Origin of the sequence: Sphingomonas paeninsulae (genome assembly GCF_003660165.1) — a bacterium.
GTDB classification, from domain to species: Bacteria; Pseudomonadota; Alphaproteobacteria; order Sphingomonadales; family Sphingomonadaceae; genus Sphingomonas_O; species Sphingomonas_O paeninsulae.
The window spans coordinates 22,072-36,456 of record NZ_CP032829.1 but is presented as its reverse complement, the minus strand read 5'-3'; the positions used below and the strand labels follow the sequence as shown (position 1 = coordinate 36,456).

At 55.0% G+C, this 14,385-nt stretch carries 13 protein-coding genes; 1 reads left to right on the top strand and 12 read right to left on the bottom strand.

All coding sequences use genetic code 11. The features are described 5' to 3' along the window. Window positions 1-17: 17 nt before the first annotated feature. The 3 genes from D3Y57_RS20085 to D3Y57_RS20780 are packed head-to-tail and all read right to left on the bottom strand — an operon-like array spanning window position 18 to window position 1,346. The gene (locus tag D3Y57_RS20085) at window positions 18-374 is read right to left on the bottom strand and encodes a DUF7936 family protein (RefSeq protein WP_162986994.1); all 357 of its coding nucleotides are present in this window, start codon (window positions 372-374) and stop codon (window positions 18-20) included. Between the two features lie 16 nt (window positions 375-390). Further along, on the bottom strand, window positions 391-972 hold the full coding sequence (locus tag D3Y57_RS20080) for a glycine-rich domain-containing protein (RefSeq protein WP_488349816.1): 582 nt from the start codon (window positions 970-972) through the stop codon (window positions 391-393). 8 nt (window positions 973-980) lie between these two features. Next, window positions 981-1,346 (bottom strand): hypothetical protein, encoded by a 366-nt coding sequence (locus tag D3Y57_RS20780; RefSeq protein ID WP_239026110.1) that lies wholly within the window; start codon window positions 1,344-1,346, stop codon window positions 981-983. Between the two features lie 390 nt (window positions 1,347-1,736). Here D3Y57_RS20780 and D3Y57_RS20070 point away from each other — a divergent pair, with 390 nt between their 5' ends. After that, window positions 1,737-1,895, top strand: a complete 159-nt coding sequence (locus D3Y57_RS20070) for a hypothetical protein (protein WP_162986981.1) — start codon at window positions 1,737-1,739, stop codon at window positions 1,893-1,895. Between the two features lie 433 nt (window positions 1,896-2,328). Here D3Y57_RS20070 and D3Y57_RS05545 read toward each other — a convergent pair whose 3' ends face one another. The 9 genes from D3Y57_RS05545 to D3Y57_RS05500 all read right to left on the bottom strand — a co-directional run bounded on the left by D3Y57_RS05545 (window position 2,329) and on the right by D3Y57_RS05500 (window position 14,384). Beyond that, window positions 2,329-3,408, bottom strand: coding sequence for a GDSL-type esterase/lipase family protein (locus tag D3Y57_RS05545; protein ID WP_347400433.1), 1,080 nt, complete (start codon window positions 3,406-3,408; stop codon window positions 2,329-2,331). A gap of 393 nt (window positions 3,409-3,801) precedes the next feature. Next, entirely contained in the window at window positions 3,802-4,416 is a 615-nt protein-coding gene (locus D3Y57_RS05540; protein WP_121152168.1) for a phage adaptor protein, read from the bottom strand. 12 nt (window positions 4,417-4,428) lie between these two features. Continuing rightward, window positions 4,429-4,761, bottom strand: a complete 333-nt coding sequence (locus tag D3Y57_RS05535; RefSeq protein WP_121152167.1) for a hypothetical protein — start codon at window positions 4,759-4,761, stop codon at window positions 4,429-4,431. A 45-nt stretch (window positions 4,762-4,806) separates the two neighbouring features. Further along, entirely contained in the window at window positions 4,807-5,730 is a 924-nt protein-coding gene (locus D3Y57_RS05530; protein ID WP_121152166.1) for an SU10 major capsid protein, read from the bottom strand. A gap of 48 nt (window positions 5,731-5,778) precedes the next feature. Further along, window positions 5,779-6,798 (bottom strand): hypothetical protein, encoded by a 1,020-nt coding sequence (locus tag D3Y57_RS05525; RefSeq protein WP_121152165.1) that lies wholly within the window; start codon window positions 6,796-6,798, stop codon window positions 5,779-5,781. A gap of 260 nt (window positions 6,799-7,058) precedes the next feature. Further along, window positions 7,059-9,182: a portal protein gene (locus D3Y57_RS05515; RefSeq protein ID WP_121152163.1), complete on the bottom strand. Its 2,124-nt coding sequence runs from the start codon at window positions 9,180-9,182 to the stop codon at window positions 7,059-7,061. Between the two features lie 5 nt (window positions 9,183-9,187). After that, window positions 9,188-10,774 carry a terminase large subunit gene (locus D3Y57_RS05510; protein ID WP_121152162.1) on the bottom strand — a complete coding sequence of 529 codons (1,587 nt, stop codon included), beginning with the start codon at window positions 10,772-10,774 and terminating at the stop codon, window positions 9,188-9,190. Beyond that, on the bottom strand, window positions 10,764-11,366 hold the full coding sequence (locus D3Y57_RS05505; protein ID WP_121152161.1) for a hypothetical protein: 603 nt from the start codon (window positions 11,364-11,366) through the stop codon (window positions 10,764-10,766). The genes D3Y57_RS05510 and D3Y57_RS05505 overlap by 11 nt, the downstream gene beginning before the upstream one ends. Window positions 11,367-11,369: 3 nt before the next feature. Beyond that, complete coding sequence (locus tag D3Y57_RS05500; RefSeq protein WP_121152160.1) at window positions 11,370-14,384, bottom strand: hypothetical protein; 3,015 nt, start codon at window positions 14,382-14,384, stop codon at window positions 11,370-11,372. Window position 14,385: the final 1 nt, after the last annotated feature.

The window sequence follows — 14,385 nt, the reverse complement described above, 5'->3', positions numbered from 1 at the left end:
GTCTGCCTTGCGCCAACTTAAGGAGCATCGGTGGGGGCATCCACAGGTACCTCAGGAACGACCCAAGGTGGAATTAGCGTAACGATGGGAGGGTTCGCTAAATCAGCTAGCTGACGATCAAGACCGAGCATGAGACCAACGATAAATTCGTCACCAAGGTCGGCTTCAAGCCACCTAGTAACCGTAGCTTCCGTCAACTCTGCGAAAGGTGTAAACTCGCCAGCCTTGTGTTCAATACCGGCACAGCCTGCGATGCTCGCACTGTGTGGGTCGTTTGTTGCTGTCAGCCGCCAACCGATTGCGGTGACGACATTCTCCAGACCGTCTTGCGATGGTGCAACTTGGAGGGTCGGGAAGGACCATGTGTAGGTCAAAATGTGTAATCCATTATTATGTTAGGGCGAACCTTACGCGCCCCGATGCGCCAGAGCCTGAGGTGCCGCCGCCAGTTATTAGTCCACCGCCGCCGCCGCCCGGTAAGTTACCATTGCCGCCCGGTGCGCTTGTCGCACCCCCGTTGGGGCTTGCGCCGCCTGTGGAAGCTGTTCCCGCTGTTCCCGCTGATCCACTTAGGTTTGTGTCCCCGCCTGACCCTGCACCGCCAGCGCCGCCTGAACTTCCCGAGCCAGAACGACCTCCAGCGGACGTAAGACTGAAAGCCGTCCCTGTAACTGACGACTGAGCGCCATTCGCTCCTGAGCTATTGACAGCGGCACCTATCCGGCCCGGAGCGACAGTATAAGTGAAGGTATCTCCGCCAGTGACTGGTGTGGTCTTTTTGGAATAACCGCCGCCGCCGCCGCCGTTAAGCGTCGAAACGGTGGTATTCATGTTTCCGCTAGCACCACCTCCCCAGCACTCAAGGGTACAGAGAGTATAGCCGCTCGGAATAGTGTAGACGGCGCTTGTTCCGAAATCGAACGTCACGATCAAAGGAGGCGGCTTTCCTCCTGACCCCGCAACCACACACATTATTCCACTCATATCAGACCGGCACCGCTAATGGTCCATTCGGTCGTATTGACCTTGATGATGGTTGCCTGTCCATATGCGGATATTGTCCTAGGCCCGGTGTTAAGTGTGCCTGTCTGTCGAAGCGTATCAGAGGTGATTACAATGGCAGTCGCAACCGATGCGTTGTTGTACAGAACGATGGTCGAACCAACTGGAAAAGCCACACTAGCATTCGAGGGGATTGTGAAAGCAGGGCCAGTCATAGACACCATGCCTCCTCGATCAGTCAGCGCAACGGTGTATGCCGCCGTCTGCGCATTCACCGGGATGTTACGCAGAGTGTCGATAGCGGTGGGCATACCATCCAATGCCGTCTTGTCGGCAGCAGACATTGATCCTGACGCCACAGCGCTTGCAGCGGAAATAGAGATGACCGGGGATGTTCCGCCAGTGGACTGGAGAGGCGCTGTAGCTGTGACGCTGATTACGGAACCAGCGGGACCTACTGACCCTGTGTCTCCTTTAGGTCCTGCGGAGCCTGTGTCCCCTTTGGGTCCCGTGGAACCTGTAGCCCCTGTGTTCCCGATTGTACCGGGTGGGCCTGTAAGACCGATAGGTCCTTGAGAGCCAGTAGGCCCGGTGTTGCCTGTAGCACCTGTCGCCCCGGTAGGGCCTGTAGCGCCTGTCAGACCAATCGGCCCTTGGGCACCTGTGGGGCCGGGTGCGCCAGTAGCGCCGGTGAGACCTTGCGTACCGGGTGGGCCTGTAAGACCGATAGGTCCTTGAAGGCGTTCGATAAGAATTGCGCCGCCATCTACCGCATGGAAGGATGGCGTGCTGATACTGTCATTCATTTGTTTTCAGATTATGTTTTGGTTTTTGTGGATGTGGTGATGGCTACGGTGTTCGGGAGTCAAAATGGGGCGGAGGTAGCCCTGTAATTAGGTTGCGGTTTGATGGTGGACGTGACGCGCTAACGATGCGCCGCGCCGAACAAGGCAGGACTTGCGAACGTGCATCGTTCCAGCCATCCTCCGCGCACAACATTCGAGGAAAAAACCATGCCGCCTGATTATGCAAATTAAGAACATAATTATAACTTGCGTGGCGGCTTTGGATAAGTGGCTGTTCAATATGTATGACGATTGGGGGCGAAGATGCGTCGCGATACGCGAGAAGAAGGAGCGCCGTCGCCTACTCTATATTTGTAATAGCTGTGGCGTGAACCAGAGACTGCCAAACTCGGAGAATTGCGATCCCTGTGAGACGGACCAATCGGGCTGGATATAGCTGACTACCACCGTAAATCTACGCGGCTCCAAGATGTGTTGGATCAGCCCGACGTTATCGGCCATCCGAGCGCTGGGAGCGATCTTACATGGATCTAATTGCATCGACCCGGCGCTGAGCCAACGCAGCACTAAATGCGGCTGTTGGGTGAGTGTCACCGCTGGCTGCGTTCCAGAACAACGAAGGGGCCATCCCTGAGTACGGGCCGTAGAAGTCGTAGTGACTGAGAACCGAGAGGTTGTTGGCGACACCGTATGCTTTCAACGATGCGTTCCAATCGGACACTGTAGCGTCCGCTACGTTGCTGAACGCGTAAGGGAACTCTAGCAGAACGCTAGCCCCTGCTGCCTGAGCCGTCGCGACGAGGGATGCCACCGCTGCCAACCACGTAGCTTTCGCGGCGCCTTGTATCATGTCATTCGTGGCCGATGTCAGAACAACTAGCCCCGGTGTTTCCTTTTTCAACATTGCCGGGAGGGCGATTGTTGTGGTTCCCGTTTGGTCCGTAGTTCTCTGACCACAGGCTGCAAAAGTAAGGATATTGATCTGGCTTGTCGTCGAATTGATCCCGTAAACGACTGCGATACCGTGTTTATAATCGGACGATGTCATCTGCAACGTATGTGAACCAACGCTACTCGTCCTGACGATGATCCGCGATGGACCAGTTGCCGAAGCGTTGGTCGCATAACTCATCGTGCCGCCCGGCTGCGTAACGCCGTTAATGGACATGAATGCGGGAGCCGCGCCGTCGATTTTAAAAGTGATGACCGGTGCGCTGTCATACTCAGCAACATCGATAACGAAGCCATCAATGCCAGTATCAGTAACGGTCGCGGCGGTTGATCCGAGATGGAGATAAGCCGCGCCAGCCGCTCCATTATCCCTGACGTTCATGTCGCCGTTACCCAAAGACGTTACGCGGGTATCATATGTTAGAATCGTATTGCCGCCGGCGGCGCGAACTCCGAAGTCGCCAGTGATGTAGTTCTTGTCGAAGGCCGGAATGCCCGCCGCAACGTAAATGTCCGCCATCGCTTTGGCGCTGCGGAAATTTGCCGCGTTGCCAAGTCCGAACGCACCGGGACCAGAGGCACCGCTACCCTCGCCAACGTTGATGCTATCTCCGACGATGATTTGCTGACCGGTTTTGCTGGCAAGCATGGCCTTCACCGCAATGTTGCTCGCGGTGTTTTTAAAGAAACCAACTGGAGCGGTTACGCCTCCTCCGGGGTCTGTGTATACGCCACCATACCCAACAACTGAGAGTGCCCTCTCGTGCGCGGTCCCTACGGTATCCTGAGCGCGAGCGATGAACGTAGCACTAACCCCTGCGGCCAAGGCTGATGAGAGCGAGACGACGCCCGAGGAGCTTATTGCAATCAACGAGGAACCGGAGAGCAAAGAGTACGTCACCGAGCCTTTGAGGGTTGTGAATAGCTGCGCTACCGGGCCTGTAGCGGTCACAGGTAGAAGTCGTGGGTAAACCCTGAGGTTCCTAGGAGTCGTGATCTCGATCAGGTCGAGAATGAGGTTATCGTTGTCAATCGACATGATTTAATAATTGTCTTCCGATGGGTAGGAATAGGCGGGCTGGACGCGCATTGGGCCTGAGAAATCTTCAAGGGTCTGCTGGTTCTCCAGCTCAGCAAGGGTGGCTTCAAACTTAGCAGCGTACCGCTGGAGCCTCTCGTCCTCATAGTAATCCCCTGCTACTTCAGCCGCCCCATAAATGAGGCAATCGACTGCTGCTGACGACCATAGGTTCTGGTCTTCATCCAACACGAGGTCAGGGAGCGACCTGTAGTAATTCAAGTAGATCGAAGTGTCGGCGCTCGGGATCGGGCGCATACGAATAGCAGCGCCGGTCTGCACAAAGACTTGAGGGATACCGACGCTGCCTAGCGTCCTGAGGTACTTGGAGGTGTCCACCCGTTCTAGTTCGCCGCCATCGGTATAGAGGTCGATAAGCTCTAGGTAGTCGGGAGGTAGCTTCCAGTTGCCGGTCGTCCCATCGAGCTTGAAGTCAACGAGATGAGACATTGTAGAGAGACGCAATCGACGCTCGATGCGGACCTTGGACTGCGTGATGAACTGGACGACCAAGGGGTCTGTAATATCGGTTCGGTTAATTAAATTTCGGAGGTAGGTTTTTAGTTCGCCGTAGTTCATTAGGGTCCTGAGTTAGTAAAGGCGCTTGGAGGTTGTGATGAGTTTCTCCATATCGAGGGACGCGAGGCGCTTAAGGATGTCTTCAATCTTGATGTTCTTGTCGAAGATGTTGAAACCTTCTGACATCCACTTCTCGACAACGACGGTCGGAATGCTCGCTACTTTGTGGAAGTTGCCGATAGGGGCACTGTCTTGAGAGCCTCGCTCTGCGGCTAGACTATCGAGGAAGGACGTGGAGATGTCCTGAGTACGCTTGAAGATAGCCTTGTCGTCCTCGATCTTGAGGTTCGTATGGCTGTCGATTAGATTAAGGATATGGTGTCTCGGGGTGTTCGATTTAGACAAAATAAGGCCCCGCCTCCCGTGAAGGAAGCGAGGCCGAGTTAGAGATTACGTGAGGTTGTCGATCAGACCATCAGCGGCGAAGTTCTTATGCTTCAAGCCGTATTCACCGACGAGCATGTTCTTCGTGTTATCGCCATCTTTAGCCAGTGGCTCACGGGTCCACTTACGCAGCGAGACCTTTGCCCACATCGTAGGGTCTAACAGCCATGCGTGTTTCACAGCCTGAAAGCGGTTGAGGACCACCTTATATTCACCAAATGGCGAGACGTATAGGTTCACAGCATTCGTGACAGTCTTGGAACCGTCATTGATCGTGCGGTTACGACCGGCAGCACCGGTGAAACCAGCGACCACAAGACTATCAGCAGGCTTGACCATGAGTGTGTCAGGGTCACCACCAAGGTTATAAGCGGCCTGACCAACAGCAAGAACAGCGGCTTCCGTCAGAGGACCCGCAGTACCCGTAGAGCCGCCCATAGGTGTACCGGCACCAGTGTAGAAGCGGTTGGTTGCAACGGTGACCTGTGATCCGGCAGAGGCCGTCAGGCGAGCCGTGGTCGAGCTATCGCCAGCGGTGGCAACCTGAACCAAGCCAACGAAAGCGTTCTCAAGGTCGCGCTTCAGTTCCTCGCCAGCCTTAGCGAGCTGGTAAGCAGTTTCCTTAGCTCGACCGTACTGGTCTACAGCATCCTCAGTGGCGGAGACCTTGATGGTCTTCTCCATGATCTGCGTGTAGTTCGTGCGGAGCTGAGGAGCGGTCAGCGTGGCGTCGGCAGCGGTGAAACCTTCGACCTTAGCGTTGACCTGCACAGCGCGTAGGCTGTCTTCCATCCACTGAAAGAAACGGTTCTTAGCAGTGTCCGACCCGATCATGGTCTGGAAAGGAGTCTTGGTAGGCGCGATGTTCGAGATTACGTCCGAAACGTCTTCTTTGATGCCGATCGTATCGTAAGTAGTAAAAATAGTCATAGTAACTTTGTGTTCTTGTAATGAAGGGTATTGGGAGGTAGTTAGTGTTTAGTCGCGCTGAGCGGCCCAACCAGCTAGGAAGGCATTAGCCGCGTCCTCTGTGGAGCCTGAGTTCTTGAGGGCTTTCATCTCTTTATTGGCACTTGTTTTCCCAATGAGACCAGCAGCTTTGTTGGCTGGCTTAAGTACCCGACCGGGGCTTACAGCAGTCTTCTTGCTTACAGCTTTGGCCTTAGCGGCATCATATAGCATCGACTTATTGATGAACTTGATGACGTTAGGATCGATGATGCTGTCAACTGCCTTAGGGTTTAACCCGCCAGCCACAGCGTACTTGCGTATCTTGTCGTAAAGCTCGCTGTCCCAACCGGGGATGTCCTTGGTCAGTACAGCGATTGACTCTGTAACTGCGGCCTGACGTGCTACGGTTTCCTCAGCCGAGACGACCTTTGCAACGGCCTCTGTCTCTGTCGTGAGGAACTGCACGTCTTCGTAGGCTGCTAGGGCCTCTGTACGGAGCGCAACGAACTCTGCGTTGTCGAGGGTCTTCTGTGCGATCTGCCAGTCAACCTGAGCGTAGGGAGCGTATCGTTCCTGAGCTTTAGCGAGGAGCTTACCGCTAGCTGCGGTGAACTTTGCTCCAGCATCTTCAGCGGCTGTACGCGCTTGAGCGACTTCTTGAGACTTACGAGTCAGGGACGCTTCCTGTCCGAAAAGGCGCTTGAGGTCCTTGACTTTGACCGTGCGGTCTTCCCCGTCGATAGTGACCTTGACCGTGTGATCGTCCGTCGCCTCAAGGGCTTTGGGATCGTTGGCGTTGCCGTTATCGTTGGTGTCTTCGGAATCTGCGCTCTCTCCATCTTCGGAAAGGTCCAGCTCGTCTTCTTCGTTATCAACCTGACCGTCAGCCGGTGTCTCTTTGGCTTTAGCGGTAGGCTTTTCCCCTTCATCTTCGTCAGATAGCGTTCCCGCGTCTGACCACCGTTGTAGGAAAAGATTGGAGGCATCATCGACGTTAAGGTCAGTGTTGCCGTTGTCTTCATCAACGCCGAAATCGGTAGTTGACATGGTATTAGTCACCTTGAATTATAATGTGTTGGCCGTCGTCCATATCTTCAGGATAGTCGGCAATGTCTTCTAGATTGTCTGCGTCTATGCGCCGGACCAACTCAACCTGCGTCTGTACGCGGGCGTTAAGTTGCTCCTCGATAGCCTGCATACCTCTGTAGAGATTGTAGGATTCTTCACGTTTGTTAGCCTCGGAAGGTTTGGTATCCGTGAAGACAGCAAAGCACTCGACACCCAGTTCACGGATGGTCGAGATGAAGTCAGGGTGTGCTAGGAGGCTGGCAGCAGCCAACCCCCGTCGCACGATCTCTTGTTCTAAGTCTGTGATTGTAGTCTCTGATGTTAGCCGTTGGGCGATATGATCGCGTTGGCCTTTGTGTTCTCTGGGGAGCCTTGGCTTCGGCAATGCGAGCAAGCTCCAACTCGTCCTGAGACACTTCGATACGATTGGTGACCTCTGCGTCCTTGCGTTCTTCCGCACTGACCTTGAGGGCATACTCCAGCATCGTAATACGGGTCTTCAGGTCGGCGTTCATCTGTTCGATGGCTGCGTGATCGGAGACCTTCTTCTCTGCGGTGGACTGCTTGCGCTCGTTGATAGCGACCTCTTGGACCTTGATGTCCAGTTCGGCCTTGACCATTGGGTCCATACCGGGAGGCTGTACTTGCTTGGGGTCTGCAAGGAACTCGGAGACGTTCTTATGCCCCTTGGTTTCCAGTACCTTCTTGTAAAGGTTGTACCGTTGCTCAGGACCATAAAGATGCGCGATTGCCGGGTCAGCAGCGAGAACCTGTCCGATCTGGATGTACTCGGTAGCGAGACGATCCTTCTCACCGTACCCTAGGCGAAGGTCGATAGTGACCGAACGCTGCCTACGCCACGCAGACGGTGTGCAGGGCGTGAAGCTACCATTGATCTCGATGATCTTGTCTTTGGCTTCGTTCTCGATAACGAGACGGTAAACCTCAAGGAACAGAGGACCCAGGAACTGAACGGCAAACGAGCGGGCACACGTCTTCTGACGCTGCATTGCTGCGCTGACGAGTTGTTCCACAAGACCCTCAGAGTTCTGTGAAGATACAGCGTCCTTGTTGAGACCCTGCGATAACTTAGAGACCCCTGTGACCTGCTCTTTATGGTCGTCCAGCATGGCAATCGTCTGGAACACAAATGGGTTCAGAGGTGCCTGTGGTAGCGCGAAGATACCGTCTGGACGAGTTACGTTGACCAAGCCACCAATGCGGTTGTCGAGGAGTTCACGAGGGTTCGTGAGAGCACCCTTGACGATACCGTAGCGAGGGTTATTCGCTACAACAGCGTGGTCGAGGATGGAGCGCGTCAGTACGGTCTTCGAGTTCTGCGTTGGGATTACCCTTGCAGCGAAGTTGTTACCGTAGAATGTATGAGGCGTAGCGAGCGGAACGAATGTCTTGAAGGGGTGGCGATCCACCTGCTCTTTCTCAAGGATGACGCTACCGCAGTGGACGATGCGCCAGTAGCTTGCGTTGCCTGAGTCCCCCATGTCGAGGTAAGCGTAGGTCTCCATAATCTCGAAGACATCAGTCGCATCTTGGAGAGCCTGACGACCCGTACCGAACGTATCGCTAGAGAATGGTTCCATGCGCGAGATACGCTCACGGTCAGTTTCGAGGGTGTTGCTCGTGCTGAGTTGGCGGACGAGGGATTTCTTGTAACCCTCTTTGAGTAGCTCCGTGCGGTTCTTCTCGGTCCTGTGTGTGAGGATCGTAGCCTCTTCAATGCACTTGATGTTGGGATCAACGATGAACTCCTCAGGAGGCAGGATGGTAATGCGTACCTGAGATTTATCCTCGGAGCGCGTGAGGGTCCCTGAGGCTAGGTTTGGGTCATCATGATCTACTGCGAGAGACGTGAGTTTCACCTCATCGTCCTCTAGGAGAGCAGCGACCTCATCCTGCGTCTGGTCCTCAAAGGTCTCCTCGATCTCCTCGACGCATTTGTCCCAGTGGACTTTTGCCACACCAACGCGAGCCGTGAGGCCGTCGTGGATGATATCGGAGAAGAGTTCGGTACCTTTGTTCTGCTCGAAGACGACGTGCTGGCAATAGGCTGTCGCCTGCTTGGCTAGCTCGACATCCTCAGCACCGTGAGCACCGAAGGATACAATGCCGCTGGAGGCGCTGAACGTCTCTAGAAGCGTGGATTTCATCGACTCTACGGCTTCGTAGACATCAGTCGAGACGTACTTGGAGTTACCTGCGTGCGATGGGGCCGGTAGCTTGCCGTGGTAGTAATCTAGAACGCGCTGGCGCTCTCGGGAAAGCTTAGTATCGGAGAAGCGGACGCCAGCCTTCACACCGCTAGACAGCAGAGAGAGTATCTCGCTGTCGGTCAGTTTTGTCATGTATGTTAAATCGATGCGATGTAATAATCATCCGAAGAGACTATCGGCGTGAAGACGCCTTCGTGAGTATGGTTAGCTAGAGCGAGCGCCACCACACAATCGTCATGACAGCCAGATTCGGCTTCCATGCTTCCGGTATCCGTCACGATGTACGTGAGGAGTTCCTTGAGGGTGGTTTTGTCGTTCAACGTCATCTCCCCGTCCCTTATGGATGCTCGGAGCTGATCGATAACTAATGGTTTGCTTTTGGAGGTAGTACGGAATCCGAGGTTTACGGTTTCCTTGTCGTCAATTTTGTCATAAACGACCTCCTGATAAAAGTTCGGGTACGCGAGGTCTTTACCTAATCTTGTGCATGTTAGGATGCCGTGGTTATTACTTTCAACCGCTATCTTTGCTGTATTGTAGCGATATCCGAGTCTTTCTAACACGGTGGCGAAGTGGTCTGGATGAACGAGACCCCTCCACACAGCGACTTGACGCTTATGGCTGTCGAGGACTTGAGCGACTGAGCTATCGCCCCCTCTGACACCCATCGCCACGTCAGCGCCAATGTAGTAGGTTTCTGAAGGACTTACGTCCGCATAGACGAGGAGTTCACCGCGCGGGTCGATCTGGTAATCATCAGCGATCAACCCGCGTTGCTCAACTGGGAGCGGGGCTATTCTTAAGAGGTCGTTGATTTGCTCGGAGTTAAACACCGGGCGACCAGTGGTCAGGAAGGCTTCTTCGGCTGTCGAGGGGTATTCCTGCTTGAACAGGTCAACTCCAGAGTGAGCGATCTTACGGCGGCGGAACATGAGCTGCTCGTCATCGAGACCGTGAGCCTCAGCGAGTTTCTGTTCGTCTAAGGTTCGCTCGAAGCCCTCAGGCGTCGGTTCCCGGTATTCGTCCTGAATGTACCAAGGGAGGAACACAGGGATGAAACCGTTGGTGCCGTCTACCGCTCCGGCCCACAGGTCCGCGAACTCACCGGAGACACCATTGGCGGTACTCTCTACGAAGATTGCTGTGTTCTTACGGGTCGGGACGGCCTGTAGGATGCCGTTTAGGATGTCTTTTGCTGAGCTTTTCGGCCAGAAGGCTAACTCAGAGAGATGGGCCACTGTGACCGTATCGCCTCGTGCAACACTATCACCACCCGCCGTCGCAACCGCATAGCCGCTGTCCAGCGTATCGAACTTGAGTTCGCGACGGGACGAGTATTTCGTGGATGGCTTGAGGCCGGGAGGCGAGTTGTCGAAGAATCGCCGGGTCATGTCGAACAGGGCTTTGGAGCTGTCCGCATGATGGGTGACCACGAGGGCTTTCTGAGCCTTCCGTTGGGAGACCCAGTAGTACATCCAGCCACCAACTGCGGTGGAAAGACCCATCTGGCGGGCCTTTAGTATGATGATGCGAACCTTACCCTCAGCAGCATACTGGGCCTCGATCATGTCGATGAGGCGTTGCTGGGCTTCGTTCAGTTTGAGGTTGACGACCTCACCGTCTTTGGTTCGTATTTTTAGTGAGGTCGAAGCGTAGAACTTAAAGTCATCTCGAAGTCGGCGTCTGACCGCGAGGCGTTTTTCTTCAGGTGTCTTAGTCGTCAATTTCAGCAATCTCGTTGAGGAAGTCCTCAGCGGTCTTGATCGTGATGTCAGTCTTGGTTGTCGGCTTGTTCTTGGTGAACTCCAGAACTGTACGAACGCAAGCTAGCTTGTCTCTCGTGGTGTTCTGCTCCTTCATCATCGTAAAGGCGGTAAGCAATGCTGTACGCGCCATCTGATCGTCAGGGATCAGACCTTCTTTATCCATAATCTTAAATATCCGTTTTGCTTCTGTGAGCGCCTTGTCTTTCAACCTGATGGAGTCTTTAATAGACATACCAGAAGGCACACCGCGCTTGTTAGGAGTGTTGGTGAGAGCCATCGCGCTCATCTTTTTACTGCTGTATCGCTTCCGGCGTTTAGCAGGGCTTACCTTCCAGACGAAGGATCGTTTCGGCTTGGGTTCGGAGGGCGGGAGGGTTACCGAAGGTTCCGCTATGAAGGCGGCGAAGGTCTTCGGTTTGTGGGCGGAACCCTTGGGTCTTCCGACCGGCCTTTTGGGGGCAGCGGCAAGCTCCTCCAGAAGCCACTTAGGGCGACTTTTGGAGCCTTTCGGCCTGCCCCCCTTGTTTTTAGGAGGAGCTTGTGTTTCCAATATTTACTTCTTGCGTGGGCGACCCGATGGACGGGCGGCGGTACCAGCCTCTAGTTCAGCCGGCGTGGCGTATGGTTTAGCATTAGCGATGTTGTGAAGGTGATCTACGGTCGTCTGTATTTCGGCAGGCGTGGCTCCGTTGATCTCAAGGTCAGGCACGACATCGTTGTGGATGAAGTCTGATGCCTCGGAGGTCGTCTTGAAATCGTGCTTGATGCGATCAGCGACATTAGGGATTGCTGCGAACACGTTGTCCGAGAGGCTTTCGTCGCCGTACAGATCATTCTTCGCTGCATCGGCCTGAGCCTGATACCGTTCCTTTCCAGCCTGATGCTGGACTGGGCGATCTACAGGACGCATTACCGGAGCTTGCGGCGTAGGTTCTGGACGGACCTGAGGGGTGACCATTGGCGCAACGTCCTCGGATACGTCCACTTTAAGCGGACCCTTGGGCGCAACTACGCCATCCTTAGCGGATTGCTGAAGGAACAGTTGGTCAGCGTTAGGTACTTCAGCAACTGGAGGTGCTACCGTTGGAGCCGGTAACGGTCCATCGGCTGGAAGCGTGAGGTTCTTACCGTCCTGCGCTGGGAGACCATCAGACGCGATTTGCGGCTTAGGCGGTGCTGCGATAGGCAACTCAGGGTTGCTGACCGTGGCTGGGAGAGCCTTAGGCTTACCTGCGAGGGCGGTGGCTTCTGCGGCCATACGAGCGGTAGCCCGCTGGTTTGCAGCTTCCGTAGCGAGCCTTGACGCAGCCATCGTACCGTCATCGGTGAGGTGCTGCTTGATAGCTGGTACGAGAGCATCAGCGATGCCTCTGGACTTCATGGTTGGGTAGTTGTTTGCGATACGATCGATCTCAGGACCCATACCGGGGAATCTGTTGCGGATACCTTCGAGACCCCTGAGCATGTCAGGAACAGACACACCAACTCGGTCAGCGAATGCCTTCTGGACACCTGACGTACCGGGGATACCGGCAGCTATGTTATCAGTGACCGCTTGATGCTCTGGAGCGAGCGGTCGGGCCTTAGGTTCTGGTTTTACCGCTACGGCAGGAGGAGGAGGAGCGTCAAGGTCGAAGTTATCAGCGGTGGCTTGGAGCTTAGCGAGCGCCCGGTTACGAGCAGCGGCCTTGTTCCCTAGCTGAGCTTCAGACCCTGTACCTGTCGCCGCTAAGGCAACGTCACGAGGATCGATGGTGTCACTTTTTATGCTGGTGCGGAATGCCTTCATGTCTTTAGCTGGGATGGTTCCGTTAAGGCGTTCCTCACCGTGAGCATCCATCATAGCGTCGAGCTTGGTGGTCTGTTCCTCATGCCATGCTCTGGCCTTGTCGGAACTAGCGGACTGAGCGTCAGCGAGAGTTTGAGCTTTGGCGGTAGCTTTGTCAGCAGCGGCTTGGGTCTTTGATGCAGCACTATCGGCAGCGGCGGCAACCTTGCCTTCCGTGGCATCTGTGTAGGCGCGTAGGAGTGCTGATTGGCTTTCCTTCTGACCTGTGCCGCCTAAGGCTTCGGTTACCTTCTGGTAACCTTTAAGCCCTTTGAGGACTTTACCTGCGGCATTTACGCGAGCAGCTTCCCCCTCGATAACATTACGAAGGAGAGGACGGACAGCCGCACCAGCGAGAGCGCCAGCGGGTCCGAGAGCCGCAGCGCCAGTAACGGAGCTACCGAGTGTGATAGCTCCGTTAATGAACGCACCTGTTCCGCCTTTCCTGATCTCAGGTGTCAGACGGTAAAGCTCGCGTGATTTGATAAGACCATCAGCGGCAGCGTCGCCAGCGACCGTACCACGTAGAGCGTTAATCTCATCGTCGGTGGCGGAGATGTGTTTGCTAGCTATAGTCTGGATAGCTTCGAGTTCGGTAGGGGTTGCCCCGGAACCTTTCGCCTGAGCAGCGATACGCTCGTGGTAACTAGCTGCGACATCATTTATCTCACGAGCGGTAAGAGCGGAGCGCCCTTTAGGTGCGAGAGGGTTGAGACCCTTTGCTGACACAACGTCCGCGAGGTCCTGCGCAATCTCAGCGTGCACCTGTGCATATGGGTTATTTTTGATCTGTTTTTCGGCAAAGCTGGCGGACTTGTTGAAGACCTTATGAGCCAGAGGAGCAACAGCAGCGCCAATAGCAGCGCCGCTAGCGCCTTCGATAAGCGCTTGGCCTGCTCGTTCCTTGAGGCCCCCGTCGCTCGTTACTGCGCCGTGGATGGCACCATAAGTACCACCATCGATAGCGCCAACAGCTAGTCGTGCCTTGGAGGCGGCAGCTAGAGCCACGCGAGCTTCTTCCAGCGTCTTGACACCAGTGAGAGCTACTTCTGCACCAGCCTTACCTCCTTTGACAAACTTAGCGCCGATACCGAAAGGAACCGCTATACCACCGGCGACTTCACCGGCTAGCGAGGATTTCCAATGGTCATTCTTGAGACGCTCCATCGTCATGCGGTTGTCGTTGAGAGCTAGGTCGTAGGTTTTGCTGAAGTCCTTGCCGTGGGCGAGTTTACCGTAAGCAGCTTCGATACCTGCGCCGACCTTAGGAAGCGCACCGAACGTAACACCGTCTGCGGCACCTACGAGAGCGGCCTGCCAGTCAGAACCTAAGGTATCGGATTTGTCAGGTGCCTTACTGTTCTGCGCGGCTTTAGAGGCGGCTGATGGGTTACCGCCCGTGTGTGGTGCGCCGTCTTCCCTCAGGTTGTTCTGATATTCGAGCCATCTATTCGACTGAGGGTTGAACTGGTCACCCGGCTGTCCACCGGAAGGCGTAGTGTCTGTTATTTCAGAAGGCTGGTAAGCTGGAGATTTGGGGTCGGTAGGATCGCCCGAGACCCCAACTAGCGGAGCCGCAGGGGAAACCGAGGGGGCAGCCGCTGGTGTCGCTGGCTTACCCCCTCGAAGCTGTGCCGCTGTCAGGTTGTTTTCAGCCAAATAGTGGTCAATGGTGTCCTCGCTCTCGTGGTTATCGAGGAGAGTTTTTACGTTCTTCCGAACGGTAGCGAGGTCGGTCATT

What these genes read in the sequence shown, in the direction of transcription:
- D3Y57_RS05530 (WP_121152166.1), bottom strand. Translation starts at nt 5,730, where the DNA reads ATGACTATTTTTACTACTTACGATACGATCGGCATCAAAGAAGACGTT.
- D3Y57_RS05540 (WP_121152168.1), bottom strand. Translation starts at nt 4,416, where the DNA reads ATGAACTACGGCGAACTAAAAACCTACCTCCGAAATTTAATTAACCGA.
- D3Y57_RS20780 (WP_239026110.1), bottom strand. Translation starts at nt 1,346, where the DNA reads ATGTCTGCTGCCGACAAGACGGCATTGGATGGTATGCCCACCGCTATC.
- D3Y57_RS05525 (WP_121152165.1), bottom strand. Translation starts at nt 6,798, where the DNA reads ATGTCAACTACCGATTTCGGCGTTGATGAAGACAACGGCAACACTGAC.
- D3Y57_RS20080 (WP_488349816.1), bottom strand. Translation starts at nt 972, where the DNA reads ATGTGTGTGGTTGCGGGGTCAGGAGGAAAGCCGCCTCCTTTGATCGTG.
- D3Y57_RS05500 (WP_121152160.1), bottom strand. Translation starts at nt 14,384, where the DNA reads ATGACCGACCTCGCTACCGTTCGGAAGAACGTAAAAACTCTCCTCGAT.
- D3Y57_RS05545 (WP_347400433.1), bottom strand. Translation starts at nt 3,408, where the DNA reads ATGCTTGCCAGCAAAACCGGTCAGCAAATCATCGTCGGAGATAGCATC.
- D3Y57_RS05515 (WP_121152163.1), bottom strand. Translation starts at nt 9,182, where the DNA reads ATGACAAAACTGACCGACAGCGAGATACTCTCTCTGCTGTCTAGCGGT.